We start from the raw sequence: 17,048 nt of genomic DNA on the forward strand, positions 1-17,048 counted from the left end.
CTCGTAGATCTTGCGGACCGCCTCACCACCGGCACCCGAACCCGTCCCGGCCTGGCTGATCATCATCACCACGGCATAGCGATCCGTGTACGACGCCAGCCACGAGGTCGTCTGCTTGCCGTAGACCTCCGCCGTACCGGTCTTGGCCCGGACCCGCACCTGGTCGACCGGGAACCCGTTGAACTTCCAGGCCGCAGTACCGGTCTTGACCGTCTCCATCAAGGCCCGGTCAATGTAGCGGAGGTTCGACGACGAGACCGGCAGCTTCGCCTTCGGCTTCGGCTTGACCTCGTGCGACTTGCCGTTGGCGCCGATCCACGACTGGACCACGCGCGGCTCATACAGCGTGCCGCCGTTGGAGAGCGCCGAGTAGACCATCGCCAGTTGCAGCGGGGTGACGGTGGTGTCGCCCTGCCCGATGGCGAAGTTGACCGCGTCACCGGCGCGGTACCGGTAACCGTCGACGCAGAACTCACGGGAGAACTGCTTCAGGAACGCCGACGTCCCTTCCGGCGGGTTCGCCGCGAGCTTGCAGTAGTAGTCCTTCTGGGAGTCGTAGTACTCCTTCTTCCACTTGCGATCCGCGATCCGGCCGCTGACCTCACCGGGAAGGTCGATGCCCGTCGGCTGGCCGAGACCGAACTTCTTGGCCATCTCGACCAGCGGGTCCCAGGTGTTCACGTCGCTGGAGTTGCCGCCCTCCTTCAGCCAGAGCGCGTACGCGATCCGGTAGAAGAAGGTGTCGCAGGACAGCGACAGCGCCTGGTCGAAGCCGATCATCCCGTAGGACGCGGACTCGTAGTTCTTGAACCTGCGGTTGCCGACCTCGAAGAACGACGAGCAGTCCAGCCGGGTCTTCGTGCTGTACCCGGCACTCATCGCGGCCGCGGTGGTGATCGGCTTGAAAGTCGACCCCGGAGCCAGCTGGCCTTGCAGGGCGCGCGAGACCAGCGGGGTGCCCGACTTCGTGGAGTACAGCGCGTCCAGTTCGCGCTGGGTGATCCCGCCGACCCAGACGCCCGGGTCGTACGTCGGATAGCTGGCCATCGCGACGATCCGGCCGGTCTTGGTGTCCATGACCACGGCGGCACCGGAGTCGGCGACGTACTTGCGCTTGGTGATCTTGTCGTACTGCTTCCGCGCGGTCAGGATCGCGTTCCGCAACTGTGCCTCGACCGAGGCCTGGATGCGTGCGTCGATCGTGGTCACCAGGGTCGCTCCGGACACCGGCGCGGTCTGCTTCTGGATGCCGGTGGTGTAGCCGACCGCGTCGACGATCACGTCCTTCACGCCCGGCGTGCCCCGCAAGAGCTTGTCGTACGTACGCTCGACGCCGGCGCGGCCGACCAGGTCCGACCGGTGCGGCACCGAGTCCCCGCCTGCCTTCTCGATGTCGTCGAGCTCCTCGGTGGTGATCGGTGACAGGTAGCCGAGGATGTGGGCCGCGTTCACCGTGTGCGGCGACGGGTAGGCACGCAGCGCCTGCGACTCGGCGGCGACGCCCGGGAAATCCTCGCGCCGTTCCATCACCTCGATCGCGACCTGCTCGCTGACGTCCTTCGCCACCGGGATCGGCTGGTACGGCGTACCGTTCCAGCAGGCCGGCGGTTTCGAGGCACCCGGCTCACCGCACAGCATGGTGCGGGCCTTCAGGTCCTTCGGCCTCTGGCCGAGCACCTTCGCCAGGCGGGCCATCACCAGGTTCTGCTGGCTGTCCGGGAGTTTCGCCAGGACGGACCGGTCGACGGTGATGACCAGCGACACCCGGTTGCCCACCAGGGTGCGGCCCTTCGCGTCGACGATCGTGCCGCGCGGCGCCGGCACCAGCACCTGCCGCGTGTGCTGCTCGGTCGCGGCCTGGGTGTAGTCCTCGTTCGACATCACCTGCATGTACCAGAGCCGGGCGAACAACGTGCAGAACAACGAGAAGACCAGCACCCCGATGACGAACAGTCGCAACCGTGCCTTGAGCGGTGCCTCGAAGCCGTCGAAGCTCATGGCAGCACCCGGCGCCGTTCGCGCGCGGCCACGACCCGGCCCATCACCCACATCACCGGCGGGATGACCACGATGGCACCGACCACGTCGTACCCGGCGGCGATTCCCAGCCGGACCCCGAACTCCCCCCAGTCGACCGACGGATCGTGCAGCAGAGATCCGGTCGCGGAGTAGATGAACAGGGACAGCGTCGCGCCCAGGACAACGGTGGCGGCGACGACGAGCGGACCCACCGGCCCGGCCGAGGTCTCCCGCCGGATCAGCCCGGCCACGTAGCCGGCGATCGCCAGCGCGAGCGCCCACCGGCCGGCCGTGTGATCCGCCGGCGGTACGACGTCCAGCAGCAAGCCGCCGGTGAAGCCGGTGATCGCTCCCCACTCCGGGCCGCGTGACAACGCCAGCGCGATGACGACGATCAGCACCAGGTCACAGGTGACTCCGGCGACCGCGAAGTTCGACAGCACGGACGTCTGCACGGTGACGGCCACCATCAGGAACAGGGCGGCCAACCCGATGCGCAAGGCAATCATGTCAACTCCCCTTTCCTTCGGTGGTCGATGGTTTCAGTTGCGTGCGCGGTGTCCGGGCCGGTGGTCCGGTCACCACGCCCACGGTGTCGATCCGGGTCGGATCGACGTACGGCTTGACGGTCGCCGTGGACCCGAGAGCTCCCTGGTTCGCCGTCACCGAGGTGACCACGCCGATCGGCACACCGGGCACGTACGGCGCGTTGCTGCTCGAACCCCAGGTGACGATCTTGTCCCCGACCCTCGGCCTGGCCTTGAGGTCGACCAGTTTGTAGTCGAGCGTGCCGCCCACCTCGCCCCGGCCGCTGACGAAGCCGAGCGCCATCGAGGCGTTCAGCCGGCCGCCCACGGTCGAGTTGCGGTCACCGATCAGGAGCACGGTCGCGGTCGCCTGGGTGGCCCGGACCACCCGGCCGACCAGGCCGTCGCCGTTCAGCACGGTCATGTCGGCGCGCACGCCGTCCGCCGTACCGGCGTCGATCGTGACCGTGTGGTTGAAGCTCTGCGCGCTGCCGATCCCGATCACCCGGGCAGGGGTCATCGCGTACGCCGGCGCGAGCTTGAGCAGCCGATCCAGCTCGGCGGCCCGGTTGCGGGCGTAGTCGGTGGTGTTCAGGTCCTGGTGGAGCTTCTCGTTCTCTCTCTTGAGTTTCTCGTTCTCTGCTTTCAACCTATCCATTTCCGCGAACCGGTCGCGGAGGTTGTCCACAGGCTGCTTGGCCGAGCTCGCGGTCGACTCCAGCGGGCCGAACACGCTCGCCGCGGCCTCCCGCACCGGGTCGACCGGCGAACCGGCCGAGCGACGGGCGTCCAGCACGATCAACGTGAAGCAGGCCAGGACCACCAGCACGAGCACGGTCCGCCGGCGACGGACCGTCCCCGGGCTGCCCGCCGAGCGGAGCGGCGCCTCGCCGGCCGAGCGGAACGCGCTCCTGGCCGTCGGGGAGCCGAGGTCTTTGAGCATCGGTGGAACCTCAGCGCCGGTTGTCGGTGACCAGGATGCGGTTCAGGGTCTCGATGTTGTCGACGCACTTGCCGGCGCCGAGGACGACGGCGTCCAGCGGGTTCTCGGCGACGTGGATCGGGATGCCGGTTTCGTGCCGCAGCCGCTCGTCCATGCCCTTCAGCAGCGCACCGCCGCCGGTCAGCACGATGCCCCGGTCGACGATGTCGCCGGCCAGTTCGGGCGGGGTCTTGTCCAGGGTGGCCTTGACCGCGTCGACGATCGCGGTGATCGGCTCCTCGATCGCCTGCCGGATGCTCGCCGAGGACACCTTCACCGTCCGCGGCAGGCCGGAGACCATGTCCCGGCCGCGGATCTCGCTCTCCGGGCCGTCGGTGGTCGGGAACGCCGACCCGATGGTCATCTTGATCTGCTCGGAGGTGGCCTCGCCGAGGAGCAGCGAGTACTCCTTCTTGCAGTAGTTCACCACCGCCTTGTCGATGGCGTCGCCGGCCACCCGGATCGACTGGCTGGTGACGATGCCGCCGAACGAGATGACCGCGACCTCCGTCGTACCGCCGCCGATGTCGACCACCATGTTGCCGGTGGCGTCGCGGACCTCGAGGTTGGAGCCGAGCGCCGCGGCCATCGGCTCCTCGATGATGTAGACCTTGCGGGCCCCGGCCATGTACCCGGCGTCGCGGACGGCGCGCTGCTCGACCGCGGTGATCCCGGACGGCACGCAGACCACGATCCGCGGCTTGGCGAAGTACCGCCGCCGGTGCACCCGCTGGATGAAGTAGCGCAGCATCTGCTCGGCGGCGTCGAAGTCGGCGATCACGCCGTCCTTGAGCGGCCGGATCGCGGTGATGTTGCCCGGCGTCCGGCCGATCATCTTCTTCGCCTCGTGCCCGAACGCGACCGCCTCGCGTGGCTCGTCCGTCCGGGTCGCGACCACGGACGGCTCGTTCAGCACCACGCCGCGCCCGCGCACGTAGACGAGGGTGTTCGCCGTACCGAGGTCGACCGCCATGTCGCGGCCGAGCATGCTGTTCGCCATCGAGGCGCCTCCCGCTCGATCCGGTTCTCAGGCTAAGCGCGCGACCGTGGTCGCCGACGCATCGACACGGGCCCGGGTCCGGATCACCAGGTCGACCGCGTACGCATCGTATCCGATCGGACACCCACCGAGAGCGCCGGGAGGGCGGCCGGACGGCGGATCAGGGCAGGTCGGGGAACCAGATCTTGATCTCGCGGTCGGCCGACTCGGGCGAGTCGGACCCGTGCACGAGGTTCTCCCGGTTCGACAGCGACAGGTCACCGCGGATGGTGCCGGGAGCCGCCTTGCGGCCGTCGGTGGCGCCGTTCAGCGCGCGGACCACCTCGATCGCCTCGTCACCCTCGAGCACCAGGGCGACCAGCGGCCCGCTGGTGACGAACTCGCGCAGCGGCGGGTAGAAGTCGCGCTCGACATGCTCGGCGTAGTGCTGGTCGGCCAGGTCGGCGTCGATCGAGCGCAGGTCCATCGCCACGATCCGGAGCCCCTTGGCCTCGAACCGGCCGAGCACCTCCCCGACCAGGCCACGGCGTACCGTGTCGGGCTTCAGCAGGACCAGGGTGCGCTGCGACATCAGTCAGACTCTCTCTCGAAGTAGGTCGGGCGCGCTGAGCCTAACCGGTGTGCGCCTGCTGTGCCTTCTTCGCTTCCTCGATCCGGCGGCCGAGCACGATGGCCGCCACCCAGAACGACGCGAACGCCAGGCCGAGCACGAACATCACCGGTACGACGAAGCCGAGGCCGACCGCGCCGGCCTGGACCACCCAGCCCAGGGCGTACCCGACCCGGTTCCGGAGCAGACCGGTCGCCAGCAGCGCCAGCACCGCCAGGCCGATGCACACCGGCACCGCCACCGCGGGCCGCACGTCGGCGACCGAGATCATCACCGGCGTCACCAGCGCGAGGACGAGCGACTCGAACCCGAGCACGATCGACGCGAGCGACCTCATGACTCGTCCTTCCTGGGCTTGCGGACCAGCAGGGTGCGGGCCTCACCGGCGGTGATCACGGAGCCGGTGACCAGTACGCCGCCGGTGCCGAGCGCGACCGCGTTCTCCTCCGCCAGCCGGATCGCGTCGTCGATCGCGTCGACCAGGTGCGGCCGGACCAGCACCCGGTCCTCGCCGAACACCTCGGCGGCCAGCTCCCCCAGCTCCTCGGCCGGCATCGACCGCTCGACGAAGCTGTTCCGGGTGCAGACGACCGTCTCCATGATCGGCTCGTACGCCTCCAGCAGGCCGTACACGTCCTTGTCCTTCATGCAGCCGAGGACGCCGATGAGCGGCTGGAAGGCGAACGCCTCGGAGACCGTGGCCGCGGTCGCCTCGGCGCCGTGCGGGTTGTGCGCGGCGTCGACGATGATCGTCGGGCTGTTCCGGACGACCTCCATCCGGCCGGGGCTGGTCGCCTCGGCGAAGGCTGCCTCGACCAGCTCGGACGTGACCCGGCCCTCGGTCTGCGGGCTGGCACCGAAGAGCGCCTCGACAGCCGCGACCGCGGTGGCCGCGTTGTGCGCCTGGTACTCACCGTGCAGCGGCAGGAAGACGTCGTCGTACTCGCCGCCCAGGCCCTTCAGCGAGATCAGCTGGCCGCCGACCGCGAGCGAGCGGCTGGTGACGCCGAACTCGATTCCCTCCCGGGCGACCTGGGACCCGACCTCGGCGGCCTTGCGGAGCAGTACCTCGAAGACGTCCAGGCTCTGCTGCGCCATGACCGTCGTACCGCCCGGCTTGATGATGCCGGACTTGTCCCGGGCGATGGTGACCGGATCCGCGCCGAGGATGTGCGCGTGGTCGACCGCGACCGGGGTGATCACCGAGACGGTGCCGTCGGCGACGTTCGTGGAGTCCCAGGTGCCGCCCAGCCCGACCTCGATGATCGCGACGTCCACGGGCGCGTCCGCGAAGACGGCGAACGCCATCCCGGTCATCACCTCGAAGAACGACAGCGGGTGCTCCTGCTCGGCGTCGACCACGTCCAGGTACGGCGCGATCTCGGCGTACGCCTCGACGAAGCGCTGCTCGCTGATCGGCTCGCCGTCCAGCGTGATCCGCTCGCGGACCGACTCCAGGTGCGGGCTGGTGAACCGGCCGGTCCGCAGCCCGGCCTCGCGAACCAGGGCGTCAACCATCCGCGCGGTGGACGTCTTCCCGTTGGTCCCGGTCAGGTGGACGACGGGGTACGCCTTCTGCGGATCGCCGAGCAGCTCGACGAGCCGCCGGACCCGGTCCAGCGTGGGTTCGATCTTGTGCTCCGGCCAGCGCTGCTGCAGCCGTGCCGACACGTCGGCGTAGGAGAGGTCGCTCATCAGGCTGCCAGTCTAGGAGGGCAGGTGGATAACCGGTCGGAAGCACCCCTTGACAACCACTACGATTGTGCGCATGAGCCAGACGTCCCGTGTTCCAGACAAGCCCACCCTCGAAGGCCTCGAGGAGAAGTGGGCCGCTGTATGGAGGGAGCAGCAGACCTACGCGTTCGACCGGGCGGCCGAGCGCGCCGAGGTTTACTCCATCGACACGCCGCCGCCGACCGTCTCCGGGGCGCTGCACGTCGGGCACATCTTCAGCTACACCCACACCGACCTGGTCGCCCGCTACCAGCGGATGCGGGGGAAGAAGGTCTTCTACCCGATCGGCTGGGACGACAACGGCCTGCCCACCGAGCGCCGGGTGCAGAACTACTACGGCGTCAAGTGCGACCCGTCGCTGCCGTACGACCCGGACTTCGCCCCGCCGGCCAAGCCGGACCCGAAGAAGCAGGTTCCGATCAGCCGGCAGAACTTCGTCGACCTGTGCGGCGAGCTGACCCACATCGACGAGCAGGCGTTCGAGGCGATGTGGCGCCGGGTCGGCCTGAGCGTCGACTGGTCGTATCTCTACACCACGATCTCCGAGGACTCCCGGCGGACGTCGCAGCGGGCGTTCCTGCGCAACTTCGCCCGCGGCGAGGCGTACCTGGCCGAGGCGCCGACGATGTGGGACGTCACGTTCCAGACCGCAGTCGCCCAGGCCGAGCTCGAGGCCCGGCCGTACCCGGGCGCCTACCACCGGATCGCTTTCCACGGCTCCGACGGGCCGATCTACATCGAGACCACCCGGCCCGAGCTGATCCCGGCCTGCGTCGCGCTGATCGCCCATCCGGACGACGACCGCTACAAGCACCTGTTCGGGACGACGGTCCGCTCGCCGCTGTTCGGCGTCGAGTTGCCGGTCCTGGCGCACGAGGCGGCCGAGATGGACAAGGGCGCCGGCATCGCGATGTGCTGCACCTTCGGCGACCTGACCGACGTCCAGTGGTGGCGTGAGCTGCAGCTCCCGGTCCGCACGGTCATCGGCCGCGACGGCCGGCTGCTGCGGGAGACGCCGGAGTGGCTCGAGGGTTCCTCGGAGCTGTACGGCGAGCTGGCCGGCAAGACCGTGTTCAGCGCGCGTGAGCTGATGGTCGCCAGGCTGCGCGAGAGCGGTGACCTGGACGGCGAGCCGAAGCCGACCGAGCGGATGGCGAACTTCTACGAGAACGGCGACAAGCCGCTGGAGATCGTCTCGACCCGGCAGTGGTACATCACCAACGGCGGCCGGGACGCCGACCTCAAGCAGGAGTTCGTCGACCGTGGCAACGAGCTCGCCTGGGTCCCCGAGCACATGCGCCACCGGTACCTGAACTGGGTCGAGGGGCTGAACGGCGACTGGCTGATCTCCCGCCAGCGGTACTTCGGCGTCCCCTTCCCGGTCTGGTACCCGGTGCTCGAGGACCGCGAGCTCGACTACGACCACCCGTTGCTGCCTCGGGAGACCGACCTGCCGATCGACCCGACGTCCCAGGCCCCGGCCGGGTACGACGAGTCCCAGCGCGGCAAGCCCGGTGGCTTCGAGGCCGACCCCGACGTGATGGACACCTGGGCGACGTCGTCGCTGACCCCGCACATCGTCTGCGGCTGGGAGCGGGACGACGACCTGTTCCGCCGTACCTTCCCGATGGACCTGAACACGCACGCCCACGAGATCATCCGCACCTGGCTGTTCTCCCGCGTCGTCCGGGCCCACTTCGAGAACGGCACGCTCCCGTGGGCGCGGTCGATGATCTCCGGTTTCGTCGTCGACCCGGACCGCAAGAAGATGTCCAAGTCCAAGGGCAACGCGATCGTGCCGTCCGAGATCCTGGAGAAGTTCGGCTCGGACGCGGTCCGGTGGCGGGCCGCGATGGCCCGGCCGGGGCTGGACTCGCCGTTCGACGAGTCGCAGATGAAGGTCGGCCGGCGGCTGGCGATCAAGGTCCTGAACGCGTCGAAGTTCGTCCTCGGGTTCGGGGCGTCCAGGGTCGACCCGGCCGCGGTCACCGAGCCGATCGACCTGGCGATGCTGCAGCGGCTCCGGTCGGTCGTGGCCGACGCGACCGCGGCCTTCGACCGCTACGACTACACCGGCGCGCTCGAGGTCGGCGAGCGGTTCTTCTGGACGTTCTGCGACGACTACCTCGAGCTCGTCAAGGAGCGCGCGTACGGCGGCCAGGGTGAGGCCGCTGCTTCGTCGGCCAAGGCCGCGCTGGCGGTGGCGTTGTCGGTCCAGTTGCGGCTGCTGGCGCCGTACCTGCCGTTCGCGACCGAAGAGGTCTGGTCGTGGTGGCAGGAGGGCTCGATCCATACGAGCCGCTGGCCGGAGCCCGAGGTCGATCTCAGGGTCGCGGGGCAGGAGCCTGAGGTGCTGGACGCGGTCGCCGAGGTGCTCGCGGGCATCCGCGGCGCGAAGTCGGAGGCCCAGGTGTCGATGAAGACCGAGGTCAGCAAGGTCGAGGTCAGCGGTCCGGCCGCGCGGCTCGCACTGGCGGAGCGCGCCGAGCCCGACCTGCGCGCGGCCGGGAGGATCACCGGTGAGATCGTCTGGAGCCCGGACGAGTCCGACTCGGTCACCGTGGTCGCCGCCCTCTGAGGCTCTCGCAGAGCGGTCCGGCGCTCGTCTCCTGGTGGGAGGCGGGACGCTACCGCTTCACCGTGAACGACTACGCTGCGGAACCGGTTTGTCCGGATGTGGAACCATCGGGTCGAACCGCGCGACCGCACAGTCCCGAGGAGCCCACGCATGAGCGACCCCACCACGCCTGACAAGCCTGCCGGCACCACGCCGGCGGCGGACGCCGAACCGGCCGTGGGCGAGACGGCGGGTGGCGACGGTGTGACGAGTACTGACGACACCGTGGAGACCGGGAAGATCGAGGAGGACGCCAAGGCGGCCGAGTCTGTGAAGGCATCGGCTGGGAAACCGGCCGCGGAGGCGAAGCCCGGCGAGGAACCGGCAGCGGCGAAGCCCGGCGAGACTCCGGCCGCCGCGAAGGCGGCGGGTCAGACGTCGGCGGGTCAGACCTCGGCTGACGCGACGTCGGTTGATGCACAGGCGACTGACTCGGGAGCGGCCGACCAGAAGGCGGTGGACTCGAAGCCAACTGCCCCGGAGGCTGACGGGAAGGCGACTGACGGGAAGGCGACTGACGGGAAGGCGACTGACGGGAAGGCGACTGACACGACAGTCGCTGACCCGAGGGCGACTGGCGCGACGCCGGCTGACCCGAAGTCCGCCGGCGCGGCGGCGGCTGATCCCACGGCGGGTGGCGCCGCGGCGGGGAAGAAGCGGCGGCGGTTCGGGATCAAGCGGGGGCCTTGGCTGACGGTCGGCGGGGTCGTCGTCGTCCTGGCTGTGCTGGCGGTGCTCGGGTACGTGTGGGGGCTGGGCCCGATGAACCGGTTGAACGCCGAGCGCGGCATCACCCCGCCGGCGAAGCTGGGCGGCCTCGACCGGATCACCGACCAGGACATCCGTGACCAGCTGCAGCTGAACCAGACCCGCGAGCGCCTCAGCCAGATCAACGACGGCAAGCAGGTCACCGTCGAGGCGTACGGGAGCCTCGAGGGCGACCGCCTGTACATGCTGATCGCCCTGCGCGGGAAGGTCGACATCGACAAGACCGTGGCGGACTCCGGCGCCACCCCCGAGCAGATCAAGAAGGTCGGCCGGTCCACCTGCGTCGAGACCGGCGACCTCCCGACACAGTGCTACCGCGGCTCGAACACGCTCACCATCATCGCCCAGTCCGGCAACGACGACGTCACTGTCGACGAGGTAGCCCCCGTAGCCGAGGAAGCCTTCACCGTGATGAAGTGACTCAGCGATGAGCTGATTCAGCTCAGGATGCCGGTGATCGCGGTCATCAGGGGGATGGACAGCAAGGTGCTGAGGAGCACCGCGCTGCGGGCCAGGGTGCGGCTCGCCCGGTAGTGGACGGCGTAGACGTAGACGTTCTGCGCGGTCGGAAGCGCGGCCAGCAGGGTTGCTGCGAGCAGGGCCGGGCCGTGGAGATCGAGCAGCCACCGGGCGACGGCGTACGCCGCGATCGGCTGCAGCATCGTCTTGAGAACGACGGCCAGCACGACGTCGCGCCGGAGCGTGATGGATCCCTTGGTCCCGGCGCTCAGACTCAACCCGTAGGCGATCAACCCGACCGGTACGGCGGCCGCGGCGAGCAGGTCGATCGGCCGCATCAGCAGCGACGGCAGTTGCACGTCGACCGACGCCACCAGCAGACCGAGCAACGACGCGACCGTCAACGGGTTCCGTAGCGGCCGCGTGAGCACCGTCCGCCACGACACCCGGCGCCCGGATCCCTGCCGGTCCCCGTCGAGTACGGCGAACGCGATCGGCGCCATGACCAGCAACTGGAACAACACGATCGGCGCGACCAGCGCGCCGTCGCCCAGCACGTACGCCGCGACCGGCACCCCGAGATTGCCCGCGTTCACGTACGACGACGCCAGGACCCCGATCGTCGCCTCGGACCGGGTCCGGCGCCAGATCACCGCGGCCACCAGCAGGAAGATCACCTGCACCACGAACAGGCCGGCGACGTTGGTGACGAGCACCGCCGAGAAGATCGAGTGCAGATCCGCCCGCGCCACGGTCGTGAACAGCAGCGCCGGTGTCGCCACGAAGAACGCCAGCCGCGACAGCACCAGTTCGTCCTGAGCCCGGAGTACGCCGAGCAGTCCGACGACGTACCCGAGGACGGCGACCGAGACGAGCGCGACGAAGGCTCCGACGACGGCTGACACAGCGGGGTCAGGCACTCAGCGACGTCGACACGGTCGCGATCCTATACGAAGCTGCACCCCCTCTTCGCTGACCACTCAGCTACTGAACCCCCGTGACGCCTCCCGAGCACCGGCACGAAACCGTAACCTGTCAGATGCTGACGAGTCAGCGGCTGGATCCGAAAGATTCCACCCACGACGAACAGGATGGCCGGCATGACTACTTCCGCGCGACTCCCCCGCGCCGCGGTGATCGCAGCTACCGTGCTCGCGACCGTGGCCACGCTGAGCGTCGTACCGACGGCGTACGCCGACAGCATCGCAACCGAGACGACGGCCGCCACCGGCCGAGGGCTGCCGCTCGGCGACCAGGACCTGGTCGAGACCCGGACCAGCCTGGCGCTGGCCAAGGGCGTGACCCTGACGAAGATCGTGCGCGGCACCGAGCCCGCACGGCCCGACCAGATCAACACCACCACCCGTGGCCCGTGGGTCGTCAACGTCCTCACCATCGACCCGCGCACGGCGAAGGGCCGGTTGCAGGCGACGTACGGCCCCGACCTGGCGAAGGTCGAGAAGACCTCGGAGCTGGTCCGCACCGCCGGTGCCGTGGCCGGCGTGAACGCATCGTTCTTCACTTTCACCGCGAGCCGGTTGTACCCCGGCGACCCGGTCGGGCTGGGCATCTTCGACGGCACGCTGCTGAGCGAGCCGCTGACCGACCCGGCCGAGGCGAACCTGCTGATCGATGCCAATAGCAACAAAGTCCTGACCGGTCACCTGCGCTGGACGGGTGAGGTCCGCAACCGCACGTCCGGGGCCGAGCTGCCGCTGGAGTTCGTGAACCACCCGCCGGTGATCCCGGCCGGCTGCTCCACGCTGCCCGACCAGACCACCTGCACCGAGCCCGGCGACGTCGTCCTGTTCACCCCGGAGTTCGCCGCCGCGACCCCGGCCGGCAACGGCATCGAGGTCGTCCTGGACCGGCGCGGCTGCGTCGTCCGGACGTCGACGACGCGCGGCGCGGCCCTCGCGACGGACCAGACTTCGCTGCAGGCCACCGGCAAGGACACCGTCGCGCTGCTCGCCGCGACCGCGAACGGCTGCCTGACCAAGGAAATCACGGTCGCGGACCAGCACGGCAAGAAGGTCCCGCTGCGCGACGGCCTGTACGGCGTGACCGGTCGCTACCAGCTCACGTCGGGCGGCGAGATCGTCGTACCGGACGGGACCGGCAGCTTCTTCGACCGCAACCCGCGGACGATCGCCGGTACGACGCGGGACGGCCGGATCGTCCTGGCGACGATCGACGGCCGGCAGACCACCAGCGTCGGGACCACGATGGACGAGACGGCCGCGGTCGCGGCTGCCCTCGGCCTGCACGACGCGATCAACCTGGACGGCGGCGGGTCCACCGCGATGGCGCTGCAGGACGGCACGCTGGTCAACCGCCCGAGCGGAACCGGCGGTGCCGAGCGGGCGGTCGGCGACGCGATCGTGTTCGTTCCCAAGCGATGACGGTCGTGCGACTCTGAAGGAGTGCGACTGCGGCTGCTGCCGATGCTGACGATCGGCCTCGGGCTGACCGGATGCGGCGGCACGCAGTCGCAGTCCGGGAAGGAGCCTGCCGTGCCAGCACCCAGCATCACTGTGACCAGCAGAGCGTTCGTGGACGGGGGCGACATCCCCAGGCGGTTCACCTGCGACGGGGACGACGTGTCGCCGCCACTGGCCTGGAAGGGCCTGCCCGAGCAGGTCGGCGCGGTCGCACTGGTCGTGGACGACCCGGACGCGCCGCGCGGGACCTTCACCCACTGGGTGCTGCTGGACCTCGAGCCGGTCACCACCACGCTGCCTGAGAACGAGGTGCCGGCCGGCGCCAAGCAGGCGAAGAACTCGGCGGGCAGGACCTCCTACTTCGGGCCCTGTCCGCCACGAGGCACACACCACTACCGCTTCACCGTCTACGCCCTGTCCGAGGCGACCGGCCTCCCGGACGGCGCTGTGCTCGAAGACGCCCTGCACGCGATCGATTCCCGAACACTCGCCCGCGGCCGGCTCACCGGCCTGTACTCGCGCTGAGGCTCAGTAGCCGTAGTCCGGCTCCGAGTTCGACGGAGCCTGCGTCGGCGTGGCCGCCGTGGTGGCCGCGTGCCAGACGAACGTGGTGCCGTCGAAATCGTCGGTCAGGTTGTGGCCCTTGCTCTGACCGGGCCCGTTGTCGAGCTTGAAGGTGTACAGCGGCTTGCCCTCGAAAGTGAGCTGGCTCATGCCGTTGTCGGACCTTTCGACGACGGCCAGTCCGTCCAGCGACTTCGCCGTACTGTCGGTTCCTTCGACCGGGATCCAGAACGACAGGCAGGTCGCGGTGCACTTGATGCTGCCGTCGGCTTCCTGGTCGGCGAAGTACAGCGTCTTGCCGGCCGAGTCGACCAGTGTCCTTCCGAGACCTGCGACGTCCTGGACCGCTACGGCACCGGACGCGGCGGGTGGTGCGTTCCCGGCGGCTTCCTGGGCGCCGCCGCCACCGCAGGCGGTCAGGGTCGCGAGCCCCGCTGTTGCTCCAAGCAACAAAGTGATGATCTTCATGCCCGCTACTACGCGGCCGGGCCGTGACCGGTTCAGTTGAACCCTTGACGGGTTTCTCACGTAGTCCCGAATGTGGATGACGATACGGCGATCCGCGCGCTGTACGACAGGTACCGGCGACCGCTGTTCGGCTACGTCCTGCGCTCGGTGGGCGGTGACCACCAGTACGCCGAGGACATCGTCCAGGAGACGATGGCACGCGCCTGGGCGCACGCGGCCGAGCTCGACCCGGACCGCGCCGGCCGCTGGCTGTTCACGGTCGCGCGGAACCTGGTCATCTCCGGGCGGCGCAAGCGGGCCGCCCGGGTGACCGAGGTGGCGATCGAGGGGCGCGAGTTCGCCGCGCCCGGCGACGACATCGACCGGGTCCTGCAGGCCTGGCAGGTGGCGGAGGTACTGCGCGGGCTCAGTCACGACCACCTCCAGGTGATCGTCGAGCTGTTCTACCGGCGACGCACGGTCGCCGAGGCGGCCGTGGTGCTCGGCATTCCTCCCGGCACGGTGAAGTCGCGGAGCTACTACGCGCTGCACGCCCTGCGCGCGGCCCTGGAGGAACGAGGAGTGACGGGCTCATGACGTGTCCCGAGACCACCGCGATCGGCGCTTACGTTCTGGGCGCACTGGATGTCGAGGATCGCCGCGCGACCGAACAGCACCTCACCACCTGCGACGCCTGCCGCGAGACCCTCCTCCAGTTCGCCCACCTCCCGGGCCTCCTGCATGCCGTTCCCCTCGAGGACGTCCAGGAGGAGCCGGAGCCGGCCCCGGCGCCGCCGCTCCGGCCTCCGGCACGACGCCGGCCCCGGCGAGCTCTTCTCGCGGCCGCAGCACTCGTGATCGCCGTGACCACTGGTCTGGTGAGCTGGCCGGCACTCGACGGTGCGCCCCGGTCGTCGGTGACCTGGACAGCGACAGACGCGCCGGCCGGAGTCGACACGACGGCCACGCTGACCAGCCATCCTTGGGGCACCGACATCCAACTCCAGATGTCCAACCTACGTCCCGGCCAGCACTGCAAGCTCGTCGTGCACGGGAGCGACGGCACCACCGAGACGGCCGGCTGGTGGGCGACAACGACCACCTACCAGGCCGACGTCCCCACCAGCACCTCGATCCCGCTCGCCGACATCGCACGCCTCGAGGTGGTCGGCGCCGGGGACACCGTGCTCAGCACCGTGTCCCCGACGACCCGCTGATTCACCAACTGTTGTTCGAGAAGTCCTGGCCCAGGTAGATCTGGTCGTAGGTGTTGCTGTCGTTGTCGTCGGTGTAGGCGACGGCGACCTGGGCGAACGGCGAGACCGCGACCGCCATCTGTTCCTGCCGATTCTCCGGGACGGAGTTGAGCTGCTGGGAGGACAGCCGGCCGGTGTCGGTGCCCTCGGTGCCGAAGCCGCGGACCCAGACATCGAGGTTCTGCACCGTCCACCCGACGACGGTCTGGGACGCGTCGTCGATGCCGATCGACGGCGCCTTGCCGCCGGCGGCGACCTGGACGTCGGCGAACCGGGCAGCGCCCGTCGCGGTGAAGCTCCGCGTCCACGATCCCGCCGTACCGGTGTGGTCGGACTCCCACGCGACCGCGAAGTCACCGTTGAAGTTGGCTGCCACCGCCGGGTGCGTCTGCTGACCGCCGGAGTTGGAGTTCGCGACCCGGCGGGACAGCGTGGCCGCACCGTTCGTCCGGCCCAGCCGGATCAGCCCGATCTCGTACGACGAGTTGGCGTCACCGTCGTCGTCCCACACCACGACCGCGTCCCCCGAGGCGGACACAGCCACGTCCGGGTTGTGGTGCCGGCCGCTCGTCGTCGACCCGGTGACCTGCCAGGCACGCGTGGTCGGCCCGGTGAATCCGGCCGCTTTCACGGTTGCCGAAGTACCGGTCTGGATGTCTTCCCAGACGACGGTGAACGCGACCGCACCGCCGGCCGGCGCACCGTCGGGATCGACGGCCACCTGCGGGTTGATCTGCTGGCCGGTCGCGCTGCTGTTGGCGTTCCCGGACGCCGTCACTGTGCCGGAAATGTTCAGCACGCGGTACGGAATGTTGTAGTAGCCGTTGCCGTCCGGGTCGTCCTGCCAGACGACAACCGCATTGCCCTTGTCGTCCAGGCCGACGTCCGGGTGCAGGTGCCGCCAGTTCGTCACGCCGCTGCTGCCCGCGGCGGACAGCTTCTTCTCGTAGAGCGCCGTACCGTTCCGGTACGTGCGGATGTAGATCTCGCTGTGGACGTTGTCGGTAGCGTCGTCGGTGTCGCGGTCGTCCTCCCAGACGACGGCGACGTACCCGTTGCGGTTGGTCGCGATCGCCGGTGCGTCCTGGTCCCCCGTCGACACGCTGTTCACCGTCGACCAGGTGGGGGTGGCGATGTGCGCCTGTGCGGCCGGCGCAGTGAACACGAAGGTGGATGCCGCCACGACGGCGATCGCCAAGGTCCTCCTCATCATGTTCTCACACCGCCTGGAGGCCGGGCCGGCCTTCTTCGATCACGAACGACTTGACGGTCGACGCCGCGGCACCGTGCTCCGAGACCTTGGCGACCGCCCGGAAGTCGGCCCGCAACTGGGTCGGACTGAGCGTCGTCCGGACGTATCCGCGCCGGTTGTTGTAGAACTTCAGCCACGGGTTGGTCGCGACGTCAGGAATCGTGGTCGAGCCGTCGCCGTCCGCGCTGGACGTGGCCGAACTGGTGACGAGCTCGCAGCCGATGGTGGCCGAGTTCGCGTTGCTGTAGTCGGCCTTCAGGTCGTTCGCCCAGGCGCGGTGCACGTCACCGGTGAGCACGATGGGGTTGCGGGTCCCACGATCCCGCCAGCCTTGCTGGATCCGTGCCCGGGAGGCGCGATATCCGTCCCAAG

The 17,048-nt window shown here is 69.5% G+C and carries 17 protein-coding genes; 6 read left to right on the plus strand and 11 right to left on the minus strand.

Translation table 11 applies throughout. The annotated features are described in order from the left end of the window. From mrdA to E1218_RS28755, 7 genes are all read right to left on the minus strand, one after another. On the minus strand, window positions 1-1,998 hold a 1,998-nt coding region (gene mrdA, locus E1218_RS28725; RefSeq protein WP_132325833.1), incomplete at its 3' end, for a penicillin-binding protein 2. Next, window positions 1,995-2,528 (minus strand): rod shape-determining protein MreD, encoded by a 534-nt coding sequence (gene mreD, locus E1218_RS28730; protein ID WP_132325835.1) that lies wholly within the window; start codon window positions 2,526-2,528, stop codon window positions 1,995-1,997. The genes mreD and mrdA, both read right to left, overlap by 4 nt. A gap of 1 nt (window position 2,529) precedes the next feature. Beyond that, a complete protein-coding gene (gene mreC, locus E1218_RS28735) occupies window positions 2,530-3,489 on the minus strand; it encodes a rod shape-determining protein MreC (RefSeq protein WP_132325837.1) in 960 nt (319 codons plus the stop codon). Between the two features lie 10 nt (window positions 3,490-3,499). Then, complete coding sequence (gene mreB, locus E1218_RS28740; RefSeq protein ID WP_132325839.1) at window positions 3,500-4,528, minus strand: rod shape-determining protein; 1,029 nt, start codon at window positions 4,526-4,528, stop codon at window positions 3,500-3,502. A gap of 160 nt (window positions 4,529-4,688) precedes the next feature. Beyond that, a complete protein-coding gene (ndk, locus tag E1218_RS28745) occupies window positions 4,689-5,099 on the minus strand; it encodes a nucleoside-diphosphate kinase (protein WP_132325841.1) in 411 nt (136 codons plus the stop codon). A gap of 40 nt (window positions 5,100-5,139) precedes the next feature. Continuing rightward, window positions 5,140-5,475, minus strand: coding sequence for a DUF4233 domain-containing protein (locus E1218_RS28750; RefSeq protein WP_132325843.1), 336 nt, complete (start codon window positions 5,473-5,475; stop codon window positions 5,140-5,142). Beyond that, complete coding sequence (locus tag E1218_RS28755) at window positions 5,472-6,833, minus strand: bifunctional folylpolyglutamate synthase/dihydrofolate synthase (RefSeq protein ID WP_132325845.1); 1,362 nt, start codon at window positions 6,831-6,833, stop codon at window positions 5,472-5,474. Before E1218_RS28755 ends, E1218_RS28750 begins: the two co-directional genes overlap by 4 nt. A gap of 73 nt (window positions 6,834-6,906) precedes the next feature. Between E1218_RS28755 and valS the strand changes: the two genes are divergently transcribed. Continuing rightward, entirely contained in the window at window positions 6,907-9,450 is a 2,544-nt protein-coding gene (gene valS / locus E1218_RS28760) for a valine--tRNA ligase (protein WP_132325847.1), read from the plus strand. Between the two features lie 150 nt (window positions 9,451-9,600). Beyond that, on the plus strand, window positions 9,601-10,677 hold the full coding sequence (locus E1218_RS37555) for a hypothetical protein (protein ID WP_233712539.1): 1,077 nt from the start codon (window positions 9,601-9,603) through the stop codon (window positions 10,675-10,677). Between the two features lie 17 nt (window positions 10,678-10,694). On the opposite strand, the gene E1218_RS28770 is transcribed toward E1218_RS37555, so the two are convergent. After that, a complete protein-coding gene (locus E1218_RS28770) occupies window positions 10,695-11,636 on the minus strand; it encodes an AEC family transporter (protein ID WP_233712540.1) in 942 nt (313 codons plus the stop codon). A 180-nt stretch (window positions 11,637-11,816) separates the two neighbouring features. Between E1218_RS28770 and E1218_RS28775 the strand changes: the two genes are divergently transcribed. Beyond that, window positions 11,817-13,118, plus strand: a complete 1,302-nt coding sequence (locus E1218_RS28775; RefSeq protein ID WP_132325849.1) for a phosphodiester glycosidase family protein — start codon at window positions 11,817-11,819, stop codon at window positions 13,116-13,118. Window positions 13,119-13,139: 21 nt separating this feature from the next. Beyond that, the gene (locus E1218_RS28780) at window positions 13,140-13,682 is read left to right on the plus strand and encodes a YbhB/YbcL family Raf kinase inhibitor-like protein (protein WP_132325851.1); all 543 of its coding nucleotides are present in this window, start codon (window positions 13,140-13,142) and stop codon (window positions 13,680-13,682) included. 3 nt (window positions 13,683-13,685) lie between these two features. Here E1218_RS28780 and E1218_RS28785 read toward each other — a convergent pair whose 3' ends face one another. Then, window positions 13,686-14,189, minus strand: coding sequence for a COG4315 family predicted lipoprotein (locus E1218_RS28785; protein ID WP_132325853.1), 504 nt, complete (start codon window positions 14,187-14,189; stop codon window positions 13,686-13,688). A gap of 72 nt (window positions 14,190-14,261) precedes the next feature. On the opposite strand from E1218_RS28785, the gene E1218_RS28790 reads away from it, so the two are divergent. Together E1218_RS28790 and E1218_RS28795 are read left to right on the plus strand one after the other, a co-directional pair. Next, complete coding sequence (locus tag E1218_RS28790) at window positions 14,262-14,765, plus strand: sigma-70 family RNA polymerase sigma factor (RefSeq protein WP_132325855.1); 504 nt, start codon at window positions 14,262-14,264, stop codon at window positions 14,763-14,765. Continuing rightward, window positions 14,762-15,385, plus strand: coding sequence for an anti-sigma factor family protein (locus tag E1218_RS28795; RefSeq protein ID WP_132325857.1), 624 nt, complete (start codon window positions 14,762-14,764; stop codon window positions 15,383-15,385). The genes E1218_RS28790 and E1218_RS28795 overlap by 4 nt, the downstream gene beginning before the upstream one ends. Window position 15,386: 1 nt before the next feature. Here E1218_RS28795 and E1218_RS28800 read toward each other — a convergent pair whose 3' ends face one another. Both E1218_RS28800 and E1218_RS28805 read right to left on the minus strand, forming a co-directional pair. Then, complete coding sequence (locus E1218_RS28800) at window positions 15,387-16,634, minus strand: hypothetical protein (protein ID WP_132325859.1); 1,248 nt, start codon at window positions 16,632-16,634, stop codon at window positions 15,387-15,389. Between the two features lie 7 nt (window positions 16,635-16,641). Further along, the coding region (locus E1218_RS28805; RefSeq protein ID WP_202866244.1) for an alkaline phosphatase D family protein at window positions 16,642-17,048 on the minus strand (407 nt) is incomplete at its 5' end.

It is taken from the genome of Kribbella turkmenica, assembly GCF_004348725.1.
Lineage (GTDB): Bacteria > Actinomycetota > Actinomycetes > Propionibacteriales > Kribbellaceae > Kribbella > Kribbella turkmenica.